Origin of the sequence: Stenotrophomonas sp. PS02289 (assembly GCF_029960115.1) — a bacterium.
GTDB lineage: Bacteria > Pseudomonadota > Gammaproteobacteria > Xanthomonadales > Xanthomonadaceae > Stenotrophomonas.
In genome coordinates, this window is the sequence record NZ_JASCOZ010000007.1 from 18,141 (window position 1) to 37,154 (window position 19,014).

Sequence of the window (19,014 nt, forward strand, 5' to 3'; positions counted from 1 at the left end):
GTCAGCGCGCGGCACCGTCATCGTCGCGGTGTGCGATGCCGGCTCCCATGCCCATGCCCATCCCGACACCCATGCCGCCGCCGGCTCCACCACCGCCGCCACCGCCCTTTCCGCCAGCGCGGTCGCCCTCGCCTTTTGGTTTGGTGCCGGAGGGACGCGCGGGGCCCTGTGCGGGGATGCTGACACTGGCTGGAATGGGTTGGAGATCCAGCGCCTGCCGGATGAAGTCGCGCAGCGAAATCACCAGCGCGGCGGTCTGTACCGGGCGTCCCTGGGCGAGTTCGGTGGCCGCGATGGCCGCCAGGCGCACCTGTTCGTCGGTACCCAGAAGGATGATGTCCGACAGCGCGGCTTCCACGGCGTCGCGGATGCGACGGGCCCGATCACTGCCGGTGTCGACCCCGATGTCGGCCGCTTCGCCGATGCCACCGGCGGCCTGCCGCAGGTCACGCAGGTGACGCGGGTCCACGTCCAATGAGCCAGTGAACGAACCGCCCAGGGTCTTGTAGGCCGCGATCAGGGTGCGCAACCGCTCGTTGATCTGTCGGTTCTCGCGTTCGCGGCGCTGCTGCAGGGTCTGCATCACCAGCAGGCGGATACCCACGCCGATCAGGGTGATGACGGCCAGCCCGACCAGGGTCGAGAGCAGGGCCTGCCAGGAGCTGAAGTCCAGTCCGCGCATTGAAGGTCCCCTTTCGCCAGACGTGATGCTGGCACGGCGGGTGTGGCCGCTGCGTGCAAGCCCGATGCCCGCCGCGAGGGCGGGCACCAGGACAACCGCTTACTTGCGGGCGCGCTTGGCCGGAGCCTTGCGGACGGCCTTCTTGGCGGTCGCGGTCTTCTTGGCGACAGCCTTCTTGGCCACAGCCGACTTGCGGGCAACTGCCTTCTTGGCGGTGGCGGTCTTCTTGCCGACAACCTTCTTGGCGGCAGCCGACTTCTTGGTCACGGCCTTCTTGGTGGCGGCGACCTTCTTGCCGACAACCTTCTTGGTCGCGGCGGTCTTGCGGGTCACGGCCTTCTTCGAAGCGGCGGCCTTCTTGCCGACGACCTTCTTGGCAGCTGCGGACTTCTTGGTCACGGCCTTCTTGGTGGCGGCGACCTTCTTGCCCACGGCCTTCTTGGCGGCAGCGGTCTTCTTGGTCACGGCCTTCTTGGTCGTGGCGACCTTCTTGCCGACGGCCTTCTTGGCAGCGGCGGTCTTCTTGGTCACGGTCTTCTTGGCTGCAGCAGCCTTCTTGCCGGCGGCCTTGGTGGTCTTGGTCACGGCCTTTTCGGCGGCGGCCTTCTTCTTGGCAACCTTCTTGGTCAGGGCAGCGGCTTCAGCCTTGGCGTTGCTCTTGGCCACTTCCAGCTTCTTCTTGGCGGTTGCAAGACGCTTGCTGACGGTCTTGGCAGCCTTGTCGGCCTTCTTGGCAACGGTCTTCTCAGCCTTCTTGACGGCCTTCTTGACCTTGGCAACCTGGGTGGTGGCAGCCTTGCGGGCGCGCTTGACGGTCTTCTTCACCGAGGCCACTGCTTCTTCGGCGGTGGTGGCGATGGCTTCGCCCACATTGCCAGCGGTTTCTTTAACGCTTTCGACGCCCTGCGACAGGGACGTCGCCACACCGTTTCCATTGCTCATTTGTTGCCTCCAAGGGGGCTAGGTTGGTCAAATCGCTGGCGATGCTATACCGGCAATGCGAATCGTGGAACGACTTTTGCGCGTTGTCCATGCGGCGGATCGCGCGGTGATCGCCGTGCCGCGCGCGTGTCCACGACCATGCGTTTCAGCAAACCCCTGAAAAACAGCAACGAACGCTCTCACTGGCGCACGACAAGGTGCCGCCTTGAGGCGTTGTACTGATGTCCATTGCGCCTGAAAAAGTTGCCGTTCGGGCCTGGATAAGAAGTGTCCAATCGCGGATTTGCGCGAACTGCACCGGAAGCGGCAGGCGCGCAGGTGCCGCTCCCGCACTGCATCGGAGTCCGACGCGGGGCGACGGAAGGTGTGCGGCACCGGGTCATTTTCATCGCCGGTTTAGGCCCTTGCCCACACACTCATTCAGCTTGGTTTACCGTATACCCACGTTGTTCCCTGCCCTGCCTGCACCCATGCCGGATCTGCCATGCGCCCGCTGCCCACTCTGCTGACCCTTGCACTTGCCGCCGCCTTCGGTGGATTCGTGGCTTCGGCCATCAACGCCCACCTGGACAACCGCGCCGAAGCCGCGCCGCTGCCGGCCACCGCGCTGACCGTCCCCACCACCGCCGCACTGCCGGCCTCGGTCGCCGGGCAGCCGGTTCCGTCACTGGCCCCGATGCTGGAGCGGGTGATGCCGGCGGTGGTCAGCGTCAACACCAAGCAGGTGGTGCGGGTGCGCAACCCGTTCTTCAACGACCCGTTCTTCCGCCGCCTGTTCCCGGAAGTGCCGCAGGAGCGCATCAACGAATCGCTCGGCTCGGGGGTGATCATCGACGCCGCCGAAGGCCTGGTGCTGACCAACCACCACGTCATCGACAATGCCGATGACGTGCAGGTGACCCTGGCGGACGGCCGCACGGTGAAGGCCGAATTCATCGGCTCCGACGCCGACACCGACGTCGCCCTGATCCGCATTCCGGCCGGCAACCTGACCGAGATCAAGCTTGGCGACAGCACCCAGCTGCGCGTAGGCGACTTCGTGGTGGCGATTGGCAATCCGTTCGGCTTCAGCCAGACAGTGACCTCGGGCATCGTCTCGGCGGTGGGCCGCAGTGGCATCCGCGGGCTGGGCTATCAGAACTTCATCCAGACCGACGCCTCGATCAACCCGGGCAACTCCGGCGGTGCGCTGGTGAACCTGCAGGGACAACTGGTCGGCATCAATACCGCCAGCTTCAATCCGCAGGGCAGCATGGCCGGCAACATCGGACTGGGGCTGGCGATTCCATCCAACCTGGCCCGCGACGTGGTCGACCAGCTGATCAAACATGGCGAAGTGGTGCGCGGCACGCTGGGCATCGAGAGCCAGAACCTGACCCCGCAGCTGGCGCAGAACCTGGGCCTGAGCGAGACCCGCGGTGCGCTGGTGACGCGCGTGCTGGCAGGTTCCGGCGCGGCGGCGGCCGGACTGAAGCCGGGCGACGTGGTGGTGTCGGCCAACGGCCAGCGTGTGGACAGCGCGCAGGCGCTGCACAACATCGAAGGCCTGCAGGCCGTGGGCACCACGCTGACTCTGGACATCCGTCGTGATGGCAAGGCGCAGCAGTTGAAGGCCGTGCTGAAGGAACAGCCGCGGGCGGTGACCGGCGAATCGCTGGATCCGCGCCTGACCGGGGCGACCTTTACCGACCTGCCTGAGTCGATGCGGCAGGCTGGGCTCACCGGCGTCAAGGTGAGCCAGGTGAAGCGCGGCAGCCGCGCCGCCACCAATGGACTGGCCGCTGACGACGTCATCATCCAGGCCAGTGTCGGCGAGTTCGCCGATCTTGCCAGCTGGCGGGCCAACTTCCAGCAGCGCCCTCAGCAGCTCGTGCTGCGGGTCTGGCGCAGCGGTAACACCGGCCAGCTGGTCATGCGCTGAACCGGCGTGGTGTACCTTGACGTGCACCACGCAGGCACGTAACACCCTCTACACCCCGGCGATGCTATTGATGGCGCTCGTTACCGCCGGGGTCATCCGCGGTCACCTTCCCCATCGCATACAGGAGATACACGATGAGCCCCACCAATACCGAGAACCTGAAGGAACACCTGGGTGAAGCCGGTTCGCACCTGAAGTCCGCCGCCAGCGCAGCGGGCAGCTCGATCAAGGGTGCAGCGGGTGCCGCCACTGATGAACTGCGTATCGGCAAGGCCAACGTCAAGGCCGAACTGTCCGACACCGCGCTTTCCGGCCTGGCCGCTGCCGAGTTCGGCGGTGCCGCCGCCAAGGAACAGGTCGACGCACTGATGGACAAGGGCAAGGACCTGGTCGACAGCGCCGCCGAGCTGATCCGTGAGCGTCCGCTGGCGTCGTTCGGCGTCGCCTTCGCCGCTGGCTGGATCATCGCCAAGCTGGCCCGCAGCGGCGGCGACAAGTAATCCGGCGTGAGCGACCAGACCCAGTTGCCCCCCGACGGTGGCGCGGCAAACCCGCCACCGGAAGGTGATGCGTACAAGGCTCCCGGCCTGGAAGAAAGCATCCGTGACGTCGGCCAGGCTGGCCGCGCCACGGTGGATTCGGCCAAGCACACACTGCGTTCGCTGCGACGGCTGGCCTCGTTCGAATTCGCGCTGGCCCGCAGCGCGTTCGGACGGGCGCTGGCCTGGAGCGGCGTGGCGATAGTGTTCGGTGCATCAGCCTGGCTGTTGCTGGCCGGCACTCTGATTGCACTGATGCAGCGTTGGGGCCTGTCGTGGTTCCACTCGCTGCTGATCACCTCCATCCTCAGCCTGGCGGTCACCGGCTATGCGGTCTGGCGGGTGTCGTTCTTCTTCCGTCATACCGGCATGCATGCCACCCGTCGCCAGCTGGCACGGCTGGGCCTGTTCGACGAGCCGCACGAGGACGATCCGGAAGGCCGTGACGACGAAACGGAGCGCACGCCATGAAGTTTGAAGCCCTGCGCCAGCGGGTGAAGCGCGCCGAACAGGTGGTGGCCGTGCGCAGTCATGAAACCCAGTGCAACTGGTTCACCCTCAGCCAGGCCTGGCGCGAGGGCTGGACGCCGATGCGCATCATCACCGTGGGCCTGGCCGGCGGCTTCATTGCCGGCAAGCTGGAACCGGGCAAAACCCGCTTCCACGGCGCACGCTGGCTGCAGATGATCGGTTCGGTATCGAACCTGCTGGCCAGCGCGCAGGCGGCGTTTGCCTCGATGCAGGCCGCCGAAGCGGCCGACACCGCCGAGCAGGCCGCTGACAAGGTGGATGACGCGGCCGATGACGTGGCCCCGGCCGCGGCGGCGCGCGTTCAGCCGCAGCCCGCACCGGCCACCCCTCGCAACGAACCGCAACCGCAGCCGGCCGAAGCCGCGACCGACGTTTCAGAACGGTAAGCAGTAGTATTCCGCCCCCATCATGTTCCGCCCGACCGCCGGTCGGGCACTACCTCGCAGGCGATCGGCATGAGCGTTCCGGTGACTTCTCCTTCCGATTCGATCGCGCCCCCGCCCGACGACGCCGAACCGGCCCCGCCACAACCAGCCCCGCGCCCACGCGCACCGATGTCGTTGGTGGTGCTGGCCACCCTGGCGGTCTGCTACACCCTGTGGGCGGCGCAGGACATCATCCTGCCGGTGCTGCTGGCGATGTTTTTCGCGCTGGTCGGCAATCCCATCCTGCGCTTCCTCGGACGGCTGTGGATTCCGCGTTTTCTGGCGGCGGTGCTGGTCATTGGTGTGGGCCTGAGTGGCGCGGCCGCGCTGGGCGTGCAACTGGTCGGCCCGGCCATGGACTGGGCGCAGGAAGCCCCGCAGCAGCTGCGCAAGGTGGCCCGGCAGGTGCAGAACCTGACCAAACCGGTGCAGCAGGCCAACCTGGCTGCGGAGAACTTCGCCCGTGCCGCCGGCGGTGAAACCAATCGCCGCGTGCAGATCGTGCGGACCCAGCTGGACGACCCCTACCGGGTGTTGACCCGCGCGCCGAAACTGGCTGCTTCGGTGCTCGCGGTGGTACTGCTGACGCTGTTCTTCATGATCTACGGGCAGAACCTGCAGAAGCATGCCATCGCGCTGTTTCCCAGTCGCCAGCAGCAACGCTTCACCAGTGACATCCTGCGCTCGATCGAGCGCGAGGTATCGCGTTATGTGCTGACCATCACCGTGATCAACACGCTGGTGGGCCTGGTGTTCTCAGGCATCCTGCTGTTGCTCGGGATTGGCCTGCAGGAAGCCCTGCTCTGGGGTACCGTGGCCGCGCTGCTGAACTTCGCGCCGTACGTGGGTCCGTTCATCGGCGTGACCCTGATGCTGCTGATGGGTTTCGTGGAATTCAGCGACCCGTTCAAGGCCCTGCTCCCGGCCGCCTGCTACCTGGCGCTGCACACCGTGGAAGGCCAGGTGATCACCCCGATCGTGCTGGGGCGACGGATGGCGATCTCGCCGCTGATCCTGATCCTGGCGCTGATGGTGTTTGGCTGGCTGTGGGGGATGGTGGGGCTGCTGCTGTCGGTACCGCTGCTGGTATGCATCAAGCTGGTGCTGGCACGGCTGGACGGAACCCAGGGGTGGGCCCGCCTGCTGGAGTAGAGCCACGCCCTGCGTGGCTGCGGGCAGGCGTACAATGGCAGGGTGAATTTCCCTGTCCTCGCCATTACCCTCGACCTCGACGACACGTTGTGGCCGTTCGCCCCCATCGGGGCCCGCATCGACCAGGTGCTGCACACGTGGATGCTGGAGCACAGCCCGGCCACCGCCGCGATGTACCCGGTGGCGGCCATGCGCGAACTGCGCGAGCGCTCCTTCCGCGACAACCCGCACCTGCACTTCGACCTGAGCGCCCTGCGCCGGTTGACCCTGCGCGAGGCGCTGGAGAACAGCGGGGCCAGCCTGGACCTGCTGGAGCCGGCCTACGAAGCGTTCTACGCCGCGCGCAACCAGGTGGAGTGCTACCCGGACGCCATTGACGCCCTGGCGCGGATCGCCGCGCGGGTGCCGGTCGCTGCGGTCAGCAACGGCAATGCCGACCTTGAGCGCATCGGCCTTGCGCACCACTTCGCCTTCCAGCTGGGTTCGCGCGAACACGGCGCAGCCAAGCCGGCGGCCAGCATCTTCCACGCCGCCTGCGAGCGCCTGGGCGTGGCCCCGTCCCACGTGCTGCACGTGGGCGACCACATGGACATGGACGTGGTCGGGGCGATGCAGGCCGGTCTGCGCGGCTGCTGGATCAACCGCGAGGCGCACACCTGGACCCATTCTTCGCTGCAGCCTGACCTGCAGTTTGACACCCTGACGGGGCTGGCCGACTGGCTCGATGCCAATCCGGCCGCCGCGCGTGCCTGATCCCAACGGAACCCTTCCCGCATGACCCAGATCACCGGCTTCACCACCGACGCCTCCAAGGCCCTTCCGCTGCACGTGATGGAGCGCGAACAGTTCGCCGCCTGGCGCGCGCAGCAGGCACCGGCTCTGGTGGCCTGGCTGGATGCACAGCATTTCAATGGCAGCGGCGGCAGCGTGGTGCTGCTGCCCGGCGATGCCGGCATTGGCGGGGCGATTGTCGGCGTCGGCGATCCGGGCGATGCCTATGCCTACGCCCATGCGCCGTTCGCCCTGCCGGAAGGCAGCGTGTGGCAGCTGGCCGGCGAACTGCCCGAGACCATGCAGACCCTGCTGCACCTGGGCTGGGGTCTGGGCAGCTACCGTTTCGCCCGCTACCGCAAACCCAACCGCGCCCCGGCGCAGCTGGTGGCCACCCCGGCCGCGGAAGTGCGCGACGTGATCACCGCCAGCCTGCGCGTGCGCGACTGGGTGAACACCCCGACCGAAGACATGGGCCCGCAGCACCTGGAAGACGCCGCGCGCGAACTGGCCAGCGCCCACGGCGCGCAGATCGAGGTGATCACCGGCGAGGCGCTGCTGGAGCAGAATTTCCCGGCCATCCACGCCGTGGGTCGCGCCTCGCACCGCGCACCGCGCCTGATCGCACTGCGTTGGGGTCAGGCTGGTGCACCGCACGTGGCGCTGGTCGGCAAGGGCGTGTGCTTTGACACCGGCGGGCTGGACATCAAGCCGGCCGACGGCATGCGCAACATGAAGAAGGACATGGGCGGTGCCGCGCACGCGCTGGCACTGGCCGGGCTGATCATGGCCCAGCAGCTGCCGGTGCAGCTGACTCTGCTGATTCCGGCGGTGGAAAACGCGATTGGTCCGGATGCGTTCCGTCCGGGTGAAGTGATCGCCACCCGCAAGGGCCTGAGCATCGAGATCGATAACACCGACGCCGAAGGCCGGGTGATCCTGTGCGACGCGCTGACCTACGCCAGCGAACAGAAGCCGGAACTGCTGCTCGACTTCGCCACCCTGACCGGTGCGGCGCGCATCGCGCTGGGTCCGGACCTGCCGGCGCTGTTTGCCAATGACGACACCCTGGCCCAGCAGTGGCTGCAGGCCGGCGACCGCACCCGCGACCCGGTCTGGCGCATGCCGCTGTGGCGTCCGTACCTGCGTTACCTGCACAGCGGCATTGCCGACCTGGCCAACGCCGGCTCGCGCATGGCCGGCTCGGTCACCGCCGCGCTGTACCTGGAGCGCTTCATTGGCGAAGGCCAGCTGTGGGCGCACCTGGACGTGTATGCCTGGAACGACGGCGAACGCCCGGGCCGCCCGGCCGGTGGTGAGGCGCTGGCGCTGCGGTCGGCGTGGCAGATGTTGAAGACCCGGTACGCGTGACCCACGATCCCCGCCCCGGCGGGGATCTTCGTTTCCAACCTTGTCGAAAATGTGAATATCGGCCGGACACCGGTTCTGCGACGATGAGCGCCAGCCCACCCACTCACTTCGTGAAGGCAGGTATTGGCCCATGTCGCTCTTCCGCTACACCCGTGCCGGCCAGGAGCCCGGTGCCCCCCGCCGGCATTCCCCGCTGCTGTGGATCGGGCTGATTGCCTTCATCGCCGGCCTGCTGATTCTGGCGTTTGCCTGGCTGGCGGGATGGCTGGGGCGCGATCGCGCCACCGCGCAGTCCTTTACGGACACCATTGAAGCCACAGGAGCGAAGCATCCGGGCTTCCGCCGTGCGCACAGCAAAGGCGTGTGCGTGACCGGTACCTTCCAGGGACTGCCTGCCGGTGCCGAACTGAGCTCGGCACGGGTGTTCCGCCAGCAGCAGGTGCCGGTGCTGGGTCGCATGTCGATCGGCGGTGCCGACCCGCACGGTGCCGATGCCAACGCCCGCGTGCGCAGCATGGCGCTGCAGCTGAAAACTGACGACGGCCAGGAATGGCGCACCGCGATGAACAGCTTCCCGTTCTTCGCCGTGCCCACCGCCGATGCGTTCCTGGAACAGACCAAGGCACAGATTCCCGATCCCGCCACCGGCAAGCCCGACCCGGCGAAGATGGCAGCGGTGGCCGCGAAGTACCCCTCGGTGCGCGCGTTTGGCGAGTGGGCCAAGAGTGCGCCGTGGTCGACCAGCTGGGCCAACACCGACTACAACGGCGTCAACAGCTTCCGCTTCACCAACGCCGCCGGACAAGAACAGGTGGTGCGCTGGAGCATGCGCCCGACGGCCGCGTTTGAAGCCATGACGGCCGAACAGCGCGCGCAGGCCGGGCTGGACTATCTGGCTGACGAGTTCCAGCAGCGCCTTGCGCAGGGACCGGTGCAATGGGAAATGTGGGTGACCCTCGCCGAGCCCTCTGATGCGATCAATGATCCCTCCATTCCGTGGCCGGCCGAGCGCCGCCAGGTCAAGGTCGGCACGCTCAGCCTGACCGCCCTGCAGCCGCAGGCCGGCGGGGCCTGCCGCGACATCAACTTCGACCCGCTGATCCTGCCCAGTGGCATCGACGGCACCGACGACCCGATCCTGGCCGCGCGCTCGGCGGTGTACTCGGTGTCGTTCAACCGCCGCGAGCGCGAAACCGCCAGCGGTGCGGCCAAGGCGACGGGAGAGGCGAAATGAAGCAGCACAGTGGACACTTCAACCTGACCGCACGGGTGCTGCACTGGCTGATGGCCGCGCTGATCCTGGCGATGCTGTTCATCGGCGTGACCATGGTGGCCTCGCTGCATTGGCGGCCGGCCTTGATCGACCTGCATCGGCCGCTGGGCATCGCGATCCTGCTGCTGGTGGTGGTGCGCCTGATCAACCGGCTGCGCCATCGCCCGCCGCCGCTGCCGGCCGACCTGCCGGGCTGGCAGGTGGCCGCAGCGCACGCCTCGCACTGGCTGCTGTACGGGCTGATGTTCGCGATGCCGCTGGTGGGCTGGGCGATGCTGTCGGCCGGCGGTTATCCGGTGCAGATGTGGAAAGGCGTCGCGCTGCCGCACATCCTGCCGCACAGCCCGGCGCTGTATGCGGCCCTGCGCAGCGCGCACAGCCTGCTGGCTTACGTGCTGTTTGCGACGGTGGTACTGCACCTGTGTGCGGCCCTGTTCCATGCCTGGGTGCGGCGAGACGGGGTATTTTCGGCGATGGCGCGGGGGCCGGGGCGGTAACGTCCACCCGGCGGCGTTTGCGGGCGGACAATCTTGCGGTCACACTCGGCGCGATTCCACGTCTTGAGTCCCATGAACGCATCCGCCGAACTGCTCAAGGAACTTCGCATCGACCGCCAGAAGGGCGCGGCCCCGCCGCCGTCCTCGCCCCGTCGCGGTCTCTGGATCACATTGGCCATCGTGGCCCTGGTGCTGCTGGCCGGTGTCGGCTGGTTCGCCTTCGGCCGCGAAAAGCCGCTGGAAGTGACCACGGCACCGGTGCTGGCCATTCAGCAGGGCACCGCCAGCAGCTCGGTGCTCGACGCCAGCGGCTATGTGGTGGCCCGACGCATGGCCACGGTGTCGGCCAAGATCACCGGCAAGGTGCGCGAGGTGATGATCGAGGAAGGCATGCGGGTGGAGGCCGGCCAGATCATGGCCACGCTGGACCCGATTGATGCCGACGCCCAGCGCAGCCTGTCGGCTTCGCAGCTCGAAGCCGCGCGGGCGCAGCTGGCCGGGTTGAAGGCGCAGGTGGCACAGGCTGACGCCGAAGCCGCCCGCCTGCAGCAGCTGGTCGGCCAGCAACTGGTGTCACGTTCCCAGTATGACCAGGCCACTGCCCAGCGCGACAGCTTACGCGCGCAATTGAAGACCGCCGAGCGCAACACCCAGGTCGCGGCCGATTCGCTGGCCATCGCTGACCTGGGCGTGGACAACAACGTCGTGCGCGCACCGTTCTCCGGCGTGGTCACCGCCAAGGCGGCCCAGCCCGGCGAGATCGTCTCGCCGCTGTCGGCCGGTGGCGGCTTCACCCGTACCGGCATCGGCACCATTGTCGACATGGACTCGCTGGAGATCGAAGTCGAAGTGGGTGAGGCCTACATCGGCCGGGTGCAGCCGAAGATGCCGGTGGAAGCCACCTTGAATGCGTATCCGGAGTGGAAGATTCCGGCCGAGGTGATCGCCATCATTCCCACCGCCGACCGCGGCAAGGCCACAGTGAAGGTGCGTGTGGCGCTGAAGGTGAAAGATCCGCGCATCGTGCCGGAAATGGGCGTGCGGGTGAGCTTCCTGGAGGCGGCGGCACCGGCGCAGGCCGAAGCGCCCAAGGGCGTTCGTGTGCCGGCTTCGGCGTTGGTCGAACGTGACCAGAAGACGGTGGCCTTCGTGGTGAGTGATGACGGTCATGCGCAGCAGGTACCCGTGACCGTCGGTGTGGCATTGAACAACGACCGCCAGGTCACCGCCGGGCTCAGCGCCGGCCAGCAGGTGGTCAACAACCCGCCCCCGGAGCTGCGTGATGGCAGTGCGGTGGTGGAGAAGCAAACGCCGTAACACCTTCAATTCGGAGAACCACCCATGTCCACCCTGGTTTCGCTCCGCAACATCACCAAGACCTACCAGCGCGGCCCTGAAAAGGTGCAGGTGCTGCACGGCATCGACCTGGACATCCAGCGCGGCGACTTCGTGGCGCTGATGGGGCCGTCCGGTTCCGGCAAGACCACCCTGCTCAACCTGATCGGCGGCCTGGACACGCCCAGCGGCGGCGAGATCGAGATTGAAGGCGAGCGCATTGATCGCATGAGCGGCGGCCAGTTATCCACCTGGCGCAGCCACCATGTCGGCTTCGTGTTCCAGTTCTACAACCTGATGCCGATGCTGACCGCGCAGAAGAACGTGGAACTGCCGCTGCTGCTGACCCATCTGGGCGCGGCACAGCGCAAACGCAATGCAGAGATCGCGCTGACTCTGGTCGGTCTTGCCGACCGCCGCAGCCATCGCCCCAACGAGCTGTCCGGCGGCCAGCAGCAGCGCGTGGCGATTGCCCGCGCGATTGTCTCCGACCCGACGTTCCTGATCTGCGACGAACCTACCGGCGATCTGGATCGCGCCTCGGCCGAAGAAATCCTCTCGCTGCTGCAGCAGCTCAACCGCGAGCACGGCAAGACCATCATCATGGTCACCCACGATCCCAAGGCCGCCGAGTACGCCACCCACACTGTGCATCTGGACAAGGGCGAGCTGGCCGACGCGCCGGCGGCGCACTGACGGAGGAGCGCTGCGATGAAATATTTCTCGCTCATCTGGGCGCAGCTGTTCCGCAGCAAGACGCGGACGCTGCTGACCCTGTTCTCGGTGGTGGCCGCCTTCCTGCTGTTCGGCATGCTCGACTCGGTGCGCGTGGCGTTCAGCTCCGGCGGCAGCGTGGAAGGGGCCAATCGCCTGATCGTGGCCTCACGGCTGTCGATCACCCAGTCGCTGCCGATCCGGCTGGAGCCGCAGGTCCGGCAAGTCGCCGGGGTGAAGGACGTCACCTACGGCATGTGGTTCGGTGGCATCTACCAGGACCCGAAGAACTTCTTCGCCAACTTCTCGGTGGCTCCGAACTACTTCGACGTGTACCGCGAGCTGCAGCTGCCGCCGGATCAGCTCAAGGCCTTCCAGGACACCCGCACCGGCGCGGTGGTCGGCGAGACCCTGGCCAAGGAGTTCGGCTGGAAGATCGGCGACACCATCCCGCTGCAGGCGACCATCTTCCCGCGCAGCGGCAGCAACGACTGGCCCTTGCAGCTGGTCGGCATCTTCCGTTCGAAGGACCGCACCCTGGCCGCGAACGAAGAACGCCAGTTGATGATGAACTGGAAGTACTTCGACGAGAGCAACGACTACATCAAGAACCAGGTCAGCTGGTACACGGTCACCCTGGACAACCCCGACCATGCCTCGCGGGTGGCGCAGGCTATTGATGCGATCTCGGCCAACTCCGACCATGAAACCAAGAGCCAGACCGAGTCGGCATTCCAGCAGGCCTTCGTGAAGCAGTTCGCCGATATCGGCCTGATCGTCACCTCGATCATGGGCGCGGTGTTCTTCACCCTGCTGCTGCTTACCGGCAACACCATGGCGCAGGCGGTGCGCGAGCGCGTGCCCGAACTGGCCACGCTGAAAACGCTGGGCTTCAAGGACAGCACGGTGCTGGTGCTGGTGATGATCGAGTCGGTGCTGCTGATCGGACTGGGCGGTGCCGTCGGCATGGGGCTGGCGGCAATGATCCTGCCGGCGCTGGCCCCGAAGACCCAGGGTCTGTTGCCGCCGCACGTGCCCACCCAGACCTGGGTGATGGGCGTGGCGTTGATCATCGGCATTGGCGTGGTGGTGGGCCTGCTGCCGGCGCTACGCGCCAAGCGGCTGAAGATCGTGGACGCCCTGGCGGGCCGCTGAGGAGAATCGACATGATCAAGCAATGGTTGAAGAACGCGCTGACGGTCGTGCTGCTGGCGGTGGCGCTGGGGGTGTGGATCGCCCTGCCCTGGCCCGGCCTGCTGGCCGTCGCCGTGGCCGTGGCGCTGTGGCTGCTGCTGACCCGTAGCGGACGGCTGGCACTGGCGGCCACGCGCATCGGCGTGGCCAGCCTGCCGCAGCGCTGGGGTGCCTCGTCGGTGGTGGTGGTCGGCATTGCCGGCGTGGTCGGCGTGCTGGTGGCGATGCTGGCGATGGGCCAGGGCTTCCAGTCCACCCTCAACAGCACCGGTGATGACACCACCGCGATCGTGCTGCGTGGCGGTTCGCAGGCCGAAACCAACTCGGTGATCACCCGCGAGCAGACCCCGCTGCTGTCCACCCTGCCCGGGGTCAGCAAGGACGCGCAGGGCCGGCCGATGATTTCGCCGGAGCTGTCGCAGGTGGTCAATCTGGTCTCCAAGGGCGACGACACCGACGTCAATGCCCAGTTCCGCGGCGTGGGTGAGATGGGCTGGCTGGTGCATGACAAGGTCAAGGTCACCGAAGGCCGTCAGTTCAAACCTGGGCTGCGCGAAATCGTGGTCGGCAAGGGCGCGCAGAGCCAGTTCCGCGGGCTGGACGTGGGCAAGACTCTCACCCTGGGCAACCAGCAATGGACGGTGGTGGGCGCGTTCAATTCGGGCGACTCGCACGACTCCGAGCTGTGGACCGATGCCGAAACCCTGGCCACCACGTACCAGCGCGGTGCCTGGCAGTCGATCAGCGTGCGTACCGAGGGCAAGGCCGGCTTTGACCAGTTCAAGGCCGCCGTCGCCGCCGATCCGCGGCTGAAGCTGGACGTGGAAACCACCAAGGCGTACTACGCCAAGCAGGGCGGTGGGCTGACCAAACTGATCAGCGTGCTGGGCACCGTGATCGGTACCATCATGGCGTTCGGCGCGGTGTTCGGCGCGCTCAACACCATGTACGCGGCGGTGGCCACGCGTGCGCGCGAGATCGCCACCATGCGCGCCATTGGCTTCCGTGGGCTGCCGGTGGTGACCGCGATCATGCTGGAAACCATGCTGCTGGCGCTGATTGGCGGGCTGCTCGGCGGCCTGGTGGCCTGGGCGATCTTCAACGGCTACAGCGTCAGCACCATCGGCAGCAACTTCAGCCAGGTGGTGTTCCAGTTCAAGGTGTCGCCCGAGCTGCTGTGGAGCGGGCTGAAGTGGGCGCTGGGCATCGGACTGGTCGGAGGGCTGTTCCCGGCGCTGCGCGCGGCGCGGCTGCCGATCACCACGGCGCTGCGCGAAACCTGAGGTGTGTGTGGAACCTGCAGCGCCCGGCGGGGCGCTGCAGGGTGTTGTTCTACAGGTGGATGACGAAGCAGTTCAGCTCGCCATCCATGCGGCTGCAGTCAAAGCGGACGTTCTTGCGCGGGTTGGGCATCTCACCATGGACCTTCGCGCCGGCCCACTTGGCGCGTTGCAGGAAGTACGGTGCCGCACCTTGGAAGGTGGTCACGTAGTGGAAGGAGCGCGCGCCACCATCTGCGCCGAGAAAGTCTTCCGGTGTTTCCTGGATCGGGTGACGGAGATCCTGGGAACCCAGGTATTCCCAGCTACGGGTGTCGTGGTCGAAGTAGAACTCCATGTAGCCAAGATCAGTGGTGCCTGACTTCAGCCGCACGGTGTAGGGCACCGAGCCATCCAGCTGGAAGTCGAAGCGGATCACCCGCCCGTAGTAGTCCCCCTTGAAGTGGCTGTACCTCGTTCCATTGTTAAGAACGCGCTTCACCGTCGCCCGGGCATCGGCATGCTGCGGATGCAGGCTGGAGACATGATGCCCCCATAGGATCGTATCTTTGGGGTCGCTGGGCCAACCGGGCGGGAACAGGTCGAACGTCCCCCACTCGTCGTAGAAATCCCCGCTGCTTTGCCGGTAGTGAAGGATCATCTCGTCAAACTGCCGCGCGAGCCAGGCAATGGGGTATCGCTTTTCGACGACCAGTTCGTCTCCCCTGGCTTCGACGCGATAGGCATAGAGCAGCCCATAGTTGAAGCCCGTGTAGACAAGGTGCGACCCCTCGCCTTTACGCAGTGCAAAAGCCTGGCGCTCTTCCTCGCTGCAGGAGAAGCAACTCCATGCGATCGGATCCTCCAGCCGCTCTTCAGCCTGCGCAGGAACTGCGGCCAACCCCAGTGAAAGCCATAACAGGTGCTTCAACATCATCCGCTCCTTGAACTCCCGCACATGCGGGCGTTCAAAGTGGACCAGCGGAGCGGTGCCTATGAATATCGGAACCGGGCGAATTCACGGAAAGCCCGTGCACCACAGCGCATGTTGCGACCACCGCACCGCAGGTGCGGGGGTTACCCCGCCTTCCGCGTCCGCCACACGCTGTCGCCAATGAACAGCAGCAGGCCGATCCAGATCGCGGCGAAGCCGAGCGCCTTGCTGCTGTCGAAGGGTTCGCGGAAGAAGAACACGCCCAGCAGCAGGCCGATGGTGGGGGCGATGTACTGCAGGATGCCGACCAGCGAGAGCGGGATGCGCTTGACGCCGTAAGCGAAACCGATCAGCGGCAGTGCGGTGACCGCGCCGCCTAGGATCAGCAGCAGGTCGTTTTTCCAGCCCCAGCCGCTGAAGAAAGCGCCGCCGTGTGCGCCTTCGCTCCAGATCGCAAAGCCGATCGCCGGCAGGAACAGATAGAGGCTCTCGATGCCGAGGCCAGCCACGGGGTCCACCGAGATCAGCTTGCGCAGCAGGCCGTACAGGCCGAACGAGCAGGCCAGGCCGAGCGCGATCCACGGCGGACGGCCGGTGTCCACGGTCAGCCAGGCCACGCCCACGGCGGCGCAGGCGACGGCCAGCCATTGCAGGCCTCTCAGGCGTTCTTTGAGCACCACTACGCCCAGCAACACGCTCACCAGCGGGTTGATGAAGTAGCCCAGGCTGGTTTCGATGACGTGGCCGGCGTTGATCGCCCAGATGTACAGGCCCCAGTTGAAGGCGATGGCCAGGCTGCTCAGCGCCAGCGTCGGCAGCGCGCGCGGCTGCTCGGCGATGGTCTTCCACCAGCGCCGGCCGCTGCTGAGCAGCAGCCAGGCCACCACCAGCACGGTGCTCCAGATGATGCGGTGGGCAATGATCTGCTGCGACGGCACCGCCTTGAGCAGGTGCCAGTAGACCGGCACCAACCCCCACAGGGTGAAGGTGAAGGCGGTGATCGCCAGGCCCCGGCGCTGCTCCTGCAGCGCCTGCGCGTCGACCGCGCTCACTTCGCGCGGGTCCGGGCCAGGGTCAGCACCACCACGCCGGCCAGGATCACGCCCATCGCCAGCAGGTCATGCGCGCCAAAGCGCTCGTGGCCGATCCAGGCCCCCAGCAGCACGGCGATGACCGGGTTCACATAGGCATAGCTGCCGGCCAGCGCCGGGCGCACGTTGTGCAGCAGCCACACATAGGCGGTGAAGGCGACGATGGAGCCGAACATGCACAGATAAGCCACTGCCAGCAGCCCATTCATGCTGGGCCAGGTGGTCGGGCGCTCGCCGGTGGCCAAGCCGAGGGCGACCAGCATCACACCGCCGCAGATCATCTGGCCGGCGGCGGTCATGAACGGGGCCGGCAGGTCCAGGCGGCGGGCGCTGACCGAGCCGAACGCCCAGCCGATCGGGGCGATCAGCAGCAGGATCAGCCCCTGCGGCGAGGCGGTGAGGCTGCTGCCCGCATTCAGCCAGACCACGCCGAGGAAGCCGATGGCAATGCCCAGCCACTCGCCCTTGGTGGCGTTTTCGCCCCGCAATGCGCCAAACAGCGCCATCCACAGCGGCACCGAGGCGACTGCGGTGGCGGCCAGGCCTGAGGAGACAGTGCGCTCGGCCAGCACCACCATGCCGTTGCCCAGCACCAGCATGGTCAGGCCCATGAACACCAGGTTGCGCCACTGGCGGCCGGTGGGTGCGGCCATGCCGCGCCAGCGCAGCACCGCGTACATGAGGCTGCCGGCGACGATGAAACGGGCCCCGGAGACCGTGGTGAGCGGCAGCGCGCCCCCTTCCAGCGCCAGCCGGATGCCCAGGTACGTGGAGCCCCAGACCACATAGACCAGCAACAGGGCCAGCACCACCATGCCGGGACGCGGCGCGGGGGACGACGAGGGGGTGGGGACGGCCATTACACGACCAGCAGACGGGGGAGTGGCGATTCTAGGGCCGCTGTCGCAGCTGGACTAGTCACATGGTGCAATGTCCACCGGTCATGCACGTGGGGTAAGGTAAAAGCAGGTGCCTATCCTGGGCCCGACGCTTTCCAGATCCACCGCTTCACCGCGAGGAACGATTTTCCGCATGAGCCACTCCCCCTCCCTTTCTGCGCCCCTTGACGACAAGGCGGCGCTCAAACGCTCGATCTCCAACACCCTGAAAGGCTCGGCCGGCAACCTGGTCGAGTGGTACGACGTCTATGTCTACTCGGTGTTCGCGGTCTACTTCGAATCGCAGTTCTTCTCGGCCGACGACAAGAACTCCACTGTCTATGTATGGGCGATCTTCGCCGCCACCTTCCTTATGCGCCCGATCGGCGCGTGGTACTTCGGCCGTTTCGCCGACCGTTACGGCCGCCGCCTGGCGCTGACCGTATCGGTGACGATGATGGCCGCCTGTTCGTTCCTGATCGCGCTGACCCCCACGGCCGCCACGATTGGCGGCTGGGCGGCGTTGATCCTGCTGTTCGCACGCCTGCTGCAGGGCTTCGCCACCGGTGGCGAATACGGGGCCTCGGCCACCTATATGTCCGAAGCGGCCATTCCGGGCCGTCGCGGCTTCCTGTCCTCGTTCCACTACGTCACCCTGGTCGGTGGCCACGTGCTGGCACAGCTGACCCTGCTGACCATGCTGATCTTCTGGGCCAAGCCGGAAATCTCGGCCTGGGGCTGGCGCATCGCCTTCGGCATCGGTGGCCTGGCCGCGATCGTGGTGTTCTGGCTGCGCCGGACCATGGACGAGTCGCTGGGTGAGGATTCGATTGAAGCCGCCCGCGAAGGCAAGGCCAAGGCCTCCGGCTCGCTGCACGAGCTGTTCGTGAATCAGTGGCGTCCGCTGCTGCTGTGCTTCCTGATCACTGCCGGCGGCACCGTGGCCTTCTACACCTACTCGGTGAACGGCCCGAAGATGATCCAGACCGCCTTTGCCGGCAACGACGTGATGACCGGCACGCTGATCAACCTGGGCGTTCTGACCTTCCTGATGGTGCTGCAGCCGGTCGGCGGCTGGCTGTCGGACATGATCGGGCGCAAGAGCCTGCTGGTGTTCTTCGGCGTGGGTGGCGTGCTGTACAGCTACTACCTGGTCACGGCGCTGCCGAACCAGCATGACCCGGTGTTGGCGTTCCTGACCCTGGCACTGGGCTTCGTGATCCTGACCGGCTACACCTCGATCAACGCGGTGGTGAAGGCCGAGCTGTTCCCCACTCACGTGCGTGCACTGGGCGTGGGCCTGGGTTACGCGCTGGCCAACTCGCTGTTCGGCGGCACCGCCCCACTGCTGTACCAGGGCGCGCTGAAGACCGACCGCGTGGGTGAGTTCGCCATCTATGTCACCGCGATCATTGCGGTTTCGCTGTTCGTGTACGTGTTCTTCCTGAAGAACAAGGGCCCGAACTGGCTGGATGGGACGAAGAAGTAATCCATCCCGTGGATAA

Annotated in this window: 19 protein-coding genes; 14 read left to right on the forward strand and 5 right to left on the reverse strand. The window is 66.6% G+C overall.

The window, feature by feature from the left end; all coding sequences use genetic code 11:
• Nucleotide 1 precedes the first annotated feature (1 nt).
• Entirely contained in the window at nt 2–682 is a 681-nt protein-coding gene (locus QMX83_RS01890; protein WP_282294967.1) for a hypothetical protein, read from the reverse strand.
• A 99-nt stretch (nt 683–781) separates the two neighbouring features.
• The gene (locus tag QMX83_RS01895) at nt 782–1,624 is read right to left on the reverse strand and encodes a histone (protein WP_282294968.1); all 843 of its coding nucleotides are present in this window, start codon (nt 1,622–1,624) and stop codon (nt 782–784) included.
• A gap of 484 nt (nt 1,625–2,108) precedes the next feature.
• Between QMX83_RS01895 and QMX83_RS01900 the strand changes: the two genes are divergently transcribed.
• From QMX83_RS01900 to QMX83_RS01960, 13 genes are all read left to right on the forward strand, one after another.
• Nucleotides 2,109–3,545 carry a Do family serine endopeptidase gene (locus QMX83_RS01900; protein ID WP_282294969.1) on the forward strand — a complete coding sequence of 479 codons (1,437 nt, stop codon included), beginning with the start codon at nt 2,109–2,111 and terminating at the stop codon, nt 3,543–3,545.
• Between the two features lie 134 nt (nt 3,546–3,679).
• Entirely contained in the window at nt 3,680–4,045 is a 366-nt protein-coding gene (locus QMX83_RS01905; RefSeq protein ID WP_282294970.1) for a hypothetical protein, read from the forward strand.
• A gap of 87 nt (nt 4,046–4,132) precedes the next feature.
• Nucleotides 4,133–4,555: a phage holin family protein gene (locus QMX83_RS01910; RefSeq protein WP_282295008.1), complete on the forward strand. Its 423-nt coding sequence runs from the start codon at nt 4,133–4,135 to the stop codon at nt 4,553–4,555.
• On the forward strand, nt 4,552–5,001 hold the full coding sequence (locus tag QMX83_RS01915) for a protein sip-5 (protein ID WP_282294971.1): 450 nt from the start codon (nt 4,552–4,554) through the stop codon (nt 4,999–5,001). Before QMX83_RS01910 ends, QMX83_RS01915 begins: the two co-directional genes overlap by 4 nt.
• Nucleotides 5,002–5,070: 69 nt before the next feature.
• Nucleotides 5,071–6,192, forward strand: a complete 1,122-nt coding sequence (locus tag QMX83_RS01920) for an AI-2E family transporter (RefSeq protein ID WP_282294972.1) — start codon at nt 5,071–5,073, stop codon at nt 6,190–6,192.
• A gap of 42 nt (nt 6,193–6,234) precedes the next feature.
• Complete coding sequence (locus tag QMX83_RS01925) at nt 6,235–6,945, forward strand: HAD-IA family hydrolase (protein ID WP_282294973.1); 711 nt, start codon at nt 6,235–6,237, stop codon at nt 6,943–6,945.
• A 21-nt stretch (nt 6,946–6,966) separates the two neighbouring features.
• Nucleotides 6,967–8,334, forward strand: a complete 1,368-nt coding sequence (locus QMX83_RS01930; protein ID WP_282294974.1) for a M17 family metallopeptidase — start codon at nt 6,967–6,969, stop codon at nt 8,332–8,334.
• Between the two features lie 130 nt (nt 8,335–8,464).
• On the forward strand, nt 8,465–9,568 hold the full coding sequence (locus QMX83_RS01935; protein WP_282294975.1) for a catalase family peroxidase: 1,104 nt from the start codon (nt 8,465–8,467) through the stop codon (nt 9,566–9,568).
• Nucleotides 9,565–10,104 (forward strand): cytochrome b, encoded by a 540-nt coding sequence (locus QMX83_RS01940; protein ID WP_282294976.1) that lies wholly within the window; start codon nt 9,565–9,567, stop codon nt 10,102–10,104. The genes QMX83_RS01935 and QMX83_RS01940 overlap by 4 nt, the downstream gene beginning before the upstream one ends.
• Nucleotides 10,105–10,176: 72 nt before the next feature.
• Entirely contained in the window at nt 10,177–11,421 is a 1,245-nt protein-coding gene (locus tag QMX83_RS01945; RefSeq protein WP_282294977.1) for an efflux RND transporter periplasmic adaptor subunit, read from the forward strand.
• A 24-nt stretch (nt 11,422–11,445) separates the two neighbouring features.
• On the forward strand, nt 11,446–12,135 hold the full coding sequence (locus QMX83_RS01950; protein ID WP_125359690.1) for an ABC transporter ATP-binding protein: 690 nt from the start codon (nt 11,446–11,448) through the stop codon (nt 12,133–12,135).
• Between the two features lie 15 nt (nt 12,136–12,150).
• Entirely contained in the window at nt 12,151–13,308 is a 1,158-nt protein-coding gene (locus QMX83_RS01955) for an FtsX-like permease family protein (RefSeq protein ID WP_282294978.1), read from the forward strand.
• An 11-nt stretch (nt 13,309–13,319) separates the two neighbouring features.
• Nucleotides 13,320–14,630: an ABC transporter permease gene (locus QMX83_RS01960; RefSeq protein WP_282294979.1), complete on the forward strand. Its 1,311-nt coding sequence runs from the start codon at nt 13,320–13,322 to the stop codon at nt 14,628–14,630.
• A gap of 49 nt (nt 14,631–14,679) precedes the next feature.
• Here QMX83_RS01960 and QMX83_RS01965 read toward each other — a convergent pair whose 3' ends face one another.
• From QMX83_RS01965 to yedA, 3 genes are all read right to left on the reverse strand, one after another.
• The gene (locus QMX83_RS01965; RefSeq protein ID WP_282294980.1) at nt 14,680–15,540 is read right to left on the reverse strand and encodes a hypothetical protein; all 861 of its coding nucleotides are present in this window, start codon (nt 15,538–15,540) and stop codon (nt 14,680–14,682) included.
• 143 nt (nt 15,541–15,683) lie between these two features.
• Nucleotides 15,684–16,592, reverse strand: a complete 909-nt coding sequence (gene rarD, locus QMX83_RS01970; protein ID WP_282294981.1) for an EamA family transporter RarD — start codon at nt 16,590–16,592, stop codon at nt 15,684–15,686.
• Nucleotides 16,589–17,491, reverse strand: a complete 903-nt coding sequence (yedA, locus tag QMX83_RS01975; RefSeq protein WP_282294982.1) for a drug/metabolite exporter YedA — start codon at nt 17,489–17,491, stop codon at nt 16,589–16,591. The genes rarD and yedA overlap by 4 nt, the downstream gene beginning before the upstream one ends.
• Before the next feature lie 172 nt (nt 17,492–17,663).
• Here yedA and QMX83_RS01980 point away from each other — a divergent pair, with 172 nt between their 5' ends.
• Complete coding sequence (locus QMX83_RS01980) at nt 17,664–18,998, forward strand: MFS transporter (RefSeq protein ID WP_282294983.1); 1,335 nt, start codon at nt 17,664–17,666, stop codon at nt 18,996–18,998.
• Nucleotides 18,999–19,014 lie beyond the last annotated feature (16 nt).

Bases quoted from the DNA above. Each gene is read 5' to 3' on its own strand.
- QMX83_RS01935 (WP_282294975.1), top strand. From the start codon at position 8,465: ATGTCGCTCTTCCGCTACACCCGTGCCGGCCAGGAGCCCGGTGCCCCC.
- QMX83_RS01950 (WP_125359690.1), top strand. From the start codon at position 11,446: ATGTCCACCCTGGTTTCGCTCCGCAACATCACCAAGACCTACCAGCGC.
- QMX83_RS01895 (WP_282294968.1), bottom strand. From the start codon at position 1,624: ATGAGCAATGGAAACGGTGTGGCGACGTCCCTGTCGCAGGGCGTCGAA.
- QMX83_RS01960 (WP_282294979.1), top strand. From the start codon at position 13,320: ATGATCAAGCAATGGTTGAAGAACGCGCTGACGGTCGTGCTGCTGGCG.
- QMX83_RS01965 (WP_282294980.1), bottom strand. From the start codon at position 15,540: ATGTTGAAGCACCTGTTATGGCTTTCACTGGGGTTGGCCGCAGTTCCT.
- QMX83_RS01915 (WP_282294971.1), top strand. From the start codon at position 4,552: ATGAAGTTTGAAGCCCTGCGCCAGCGGGTGAAGCGCGCCGAACAGGTG.
- QMX83_RS01980 (WP_282294983.1), top strand. From the start codon at position 17,664: ATGAGCCACTCCCCCTCCCTTTCTGCGCCCCTTGACGACAAGGCGGCG.
- QMX83_RS01930 (WP_282294974.1), top strand. From the start codon at position 6,967: ATGACCCAGATCACCGGCTTCACCACCGACGCCTCCAAGGCCCTTCCG.
- QMX83_RS01940 (WP_282294976.1), top strand. From the start codon at position 9,565: ATGAAGCAGCACAGTGGACACTTCAACCTGACCGCACGGGTGCTGCAC.
- QMX83_RS01955 (WP_282294978.1), top strand. From the start codon at position 12,151: ATGAAATATTTCTCGCTCATCTGGGCGCAGCTGTTCCGCAGCAAGACG.
- QMX83_RS01900 (WP_282294969.1), top strand. From the start codon at position 2,109: ATGCGCCCGCTGCCCACTCTGCTGACCCTTGCACTTGCCGCCGCCTTC.
- QMX83_RS01945 (WP_282294977.1), top strand. From the start codon at position 10,177: ATGAACGCATCCGCCGAACTGCTCAAGGAACTTCGCATCGACCGCCAG.
- QMX83_RS01905 (WP_282294970.1), top strand. From the start codon at position 3,680: ATGAGCCCCACCAATACCGAGAACCTGAAGGAACACCTGGGTGAAGCC.
- QMX83_RS01890 (WP_282294967.1), bottom strand. From the start codon at position 682: ATGCGCGGACTGGACTTCAGCTCCTGGCAGGCCCTGCTCTCGACCCTG.
- QMX83_RS01920 (WP_282294972.1), top strand. From the start codon at position 5,071: ATGAGCGTTCCGGTGACTTCTCCTTCCGATTCGATCGCGCCCCCGCCC.
- yedA (WP_282294982.1), bottom strand. From the start codon at position 17,491: ATGGCCGTCCCCACCCCCTCGTCGTCCCCCGCGCCGCGTCCCGGCATG.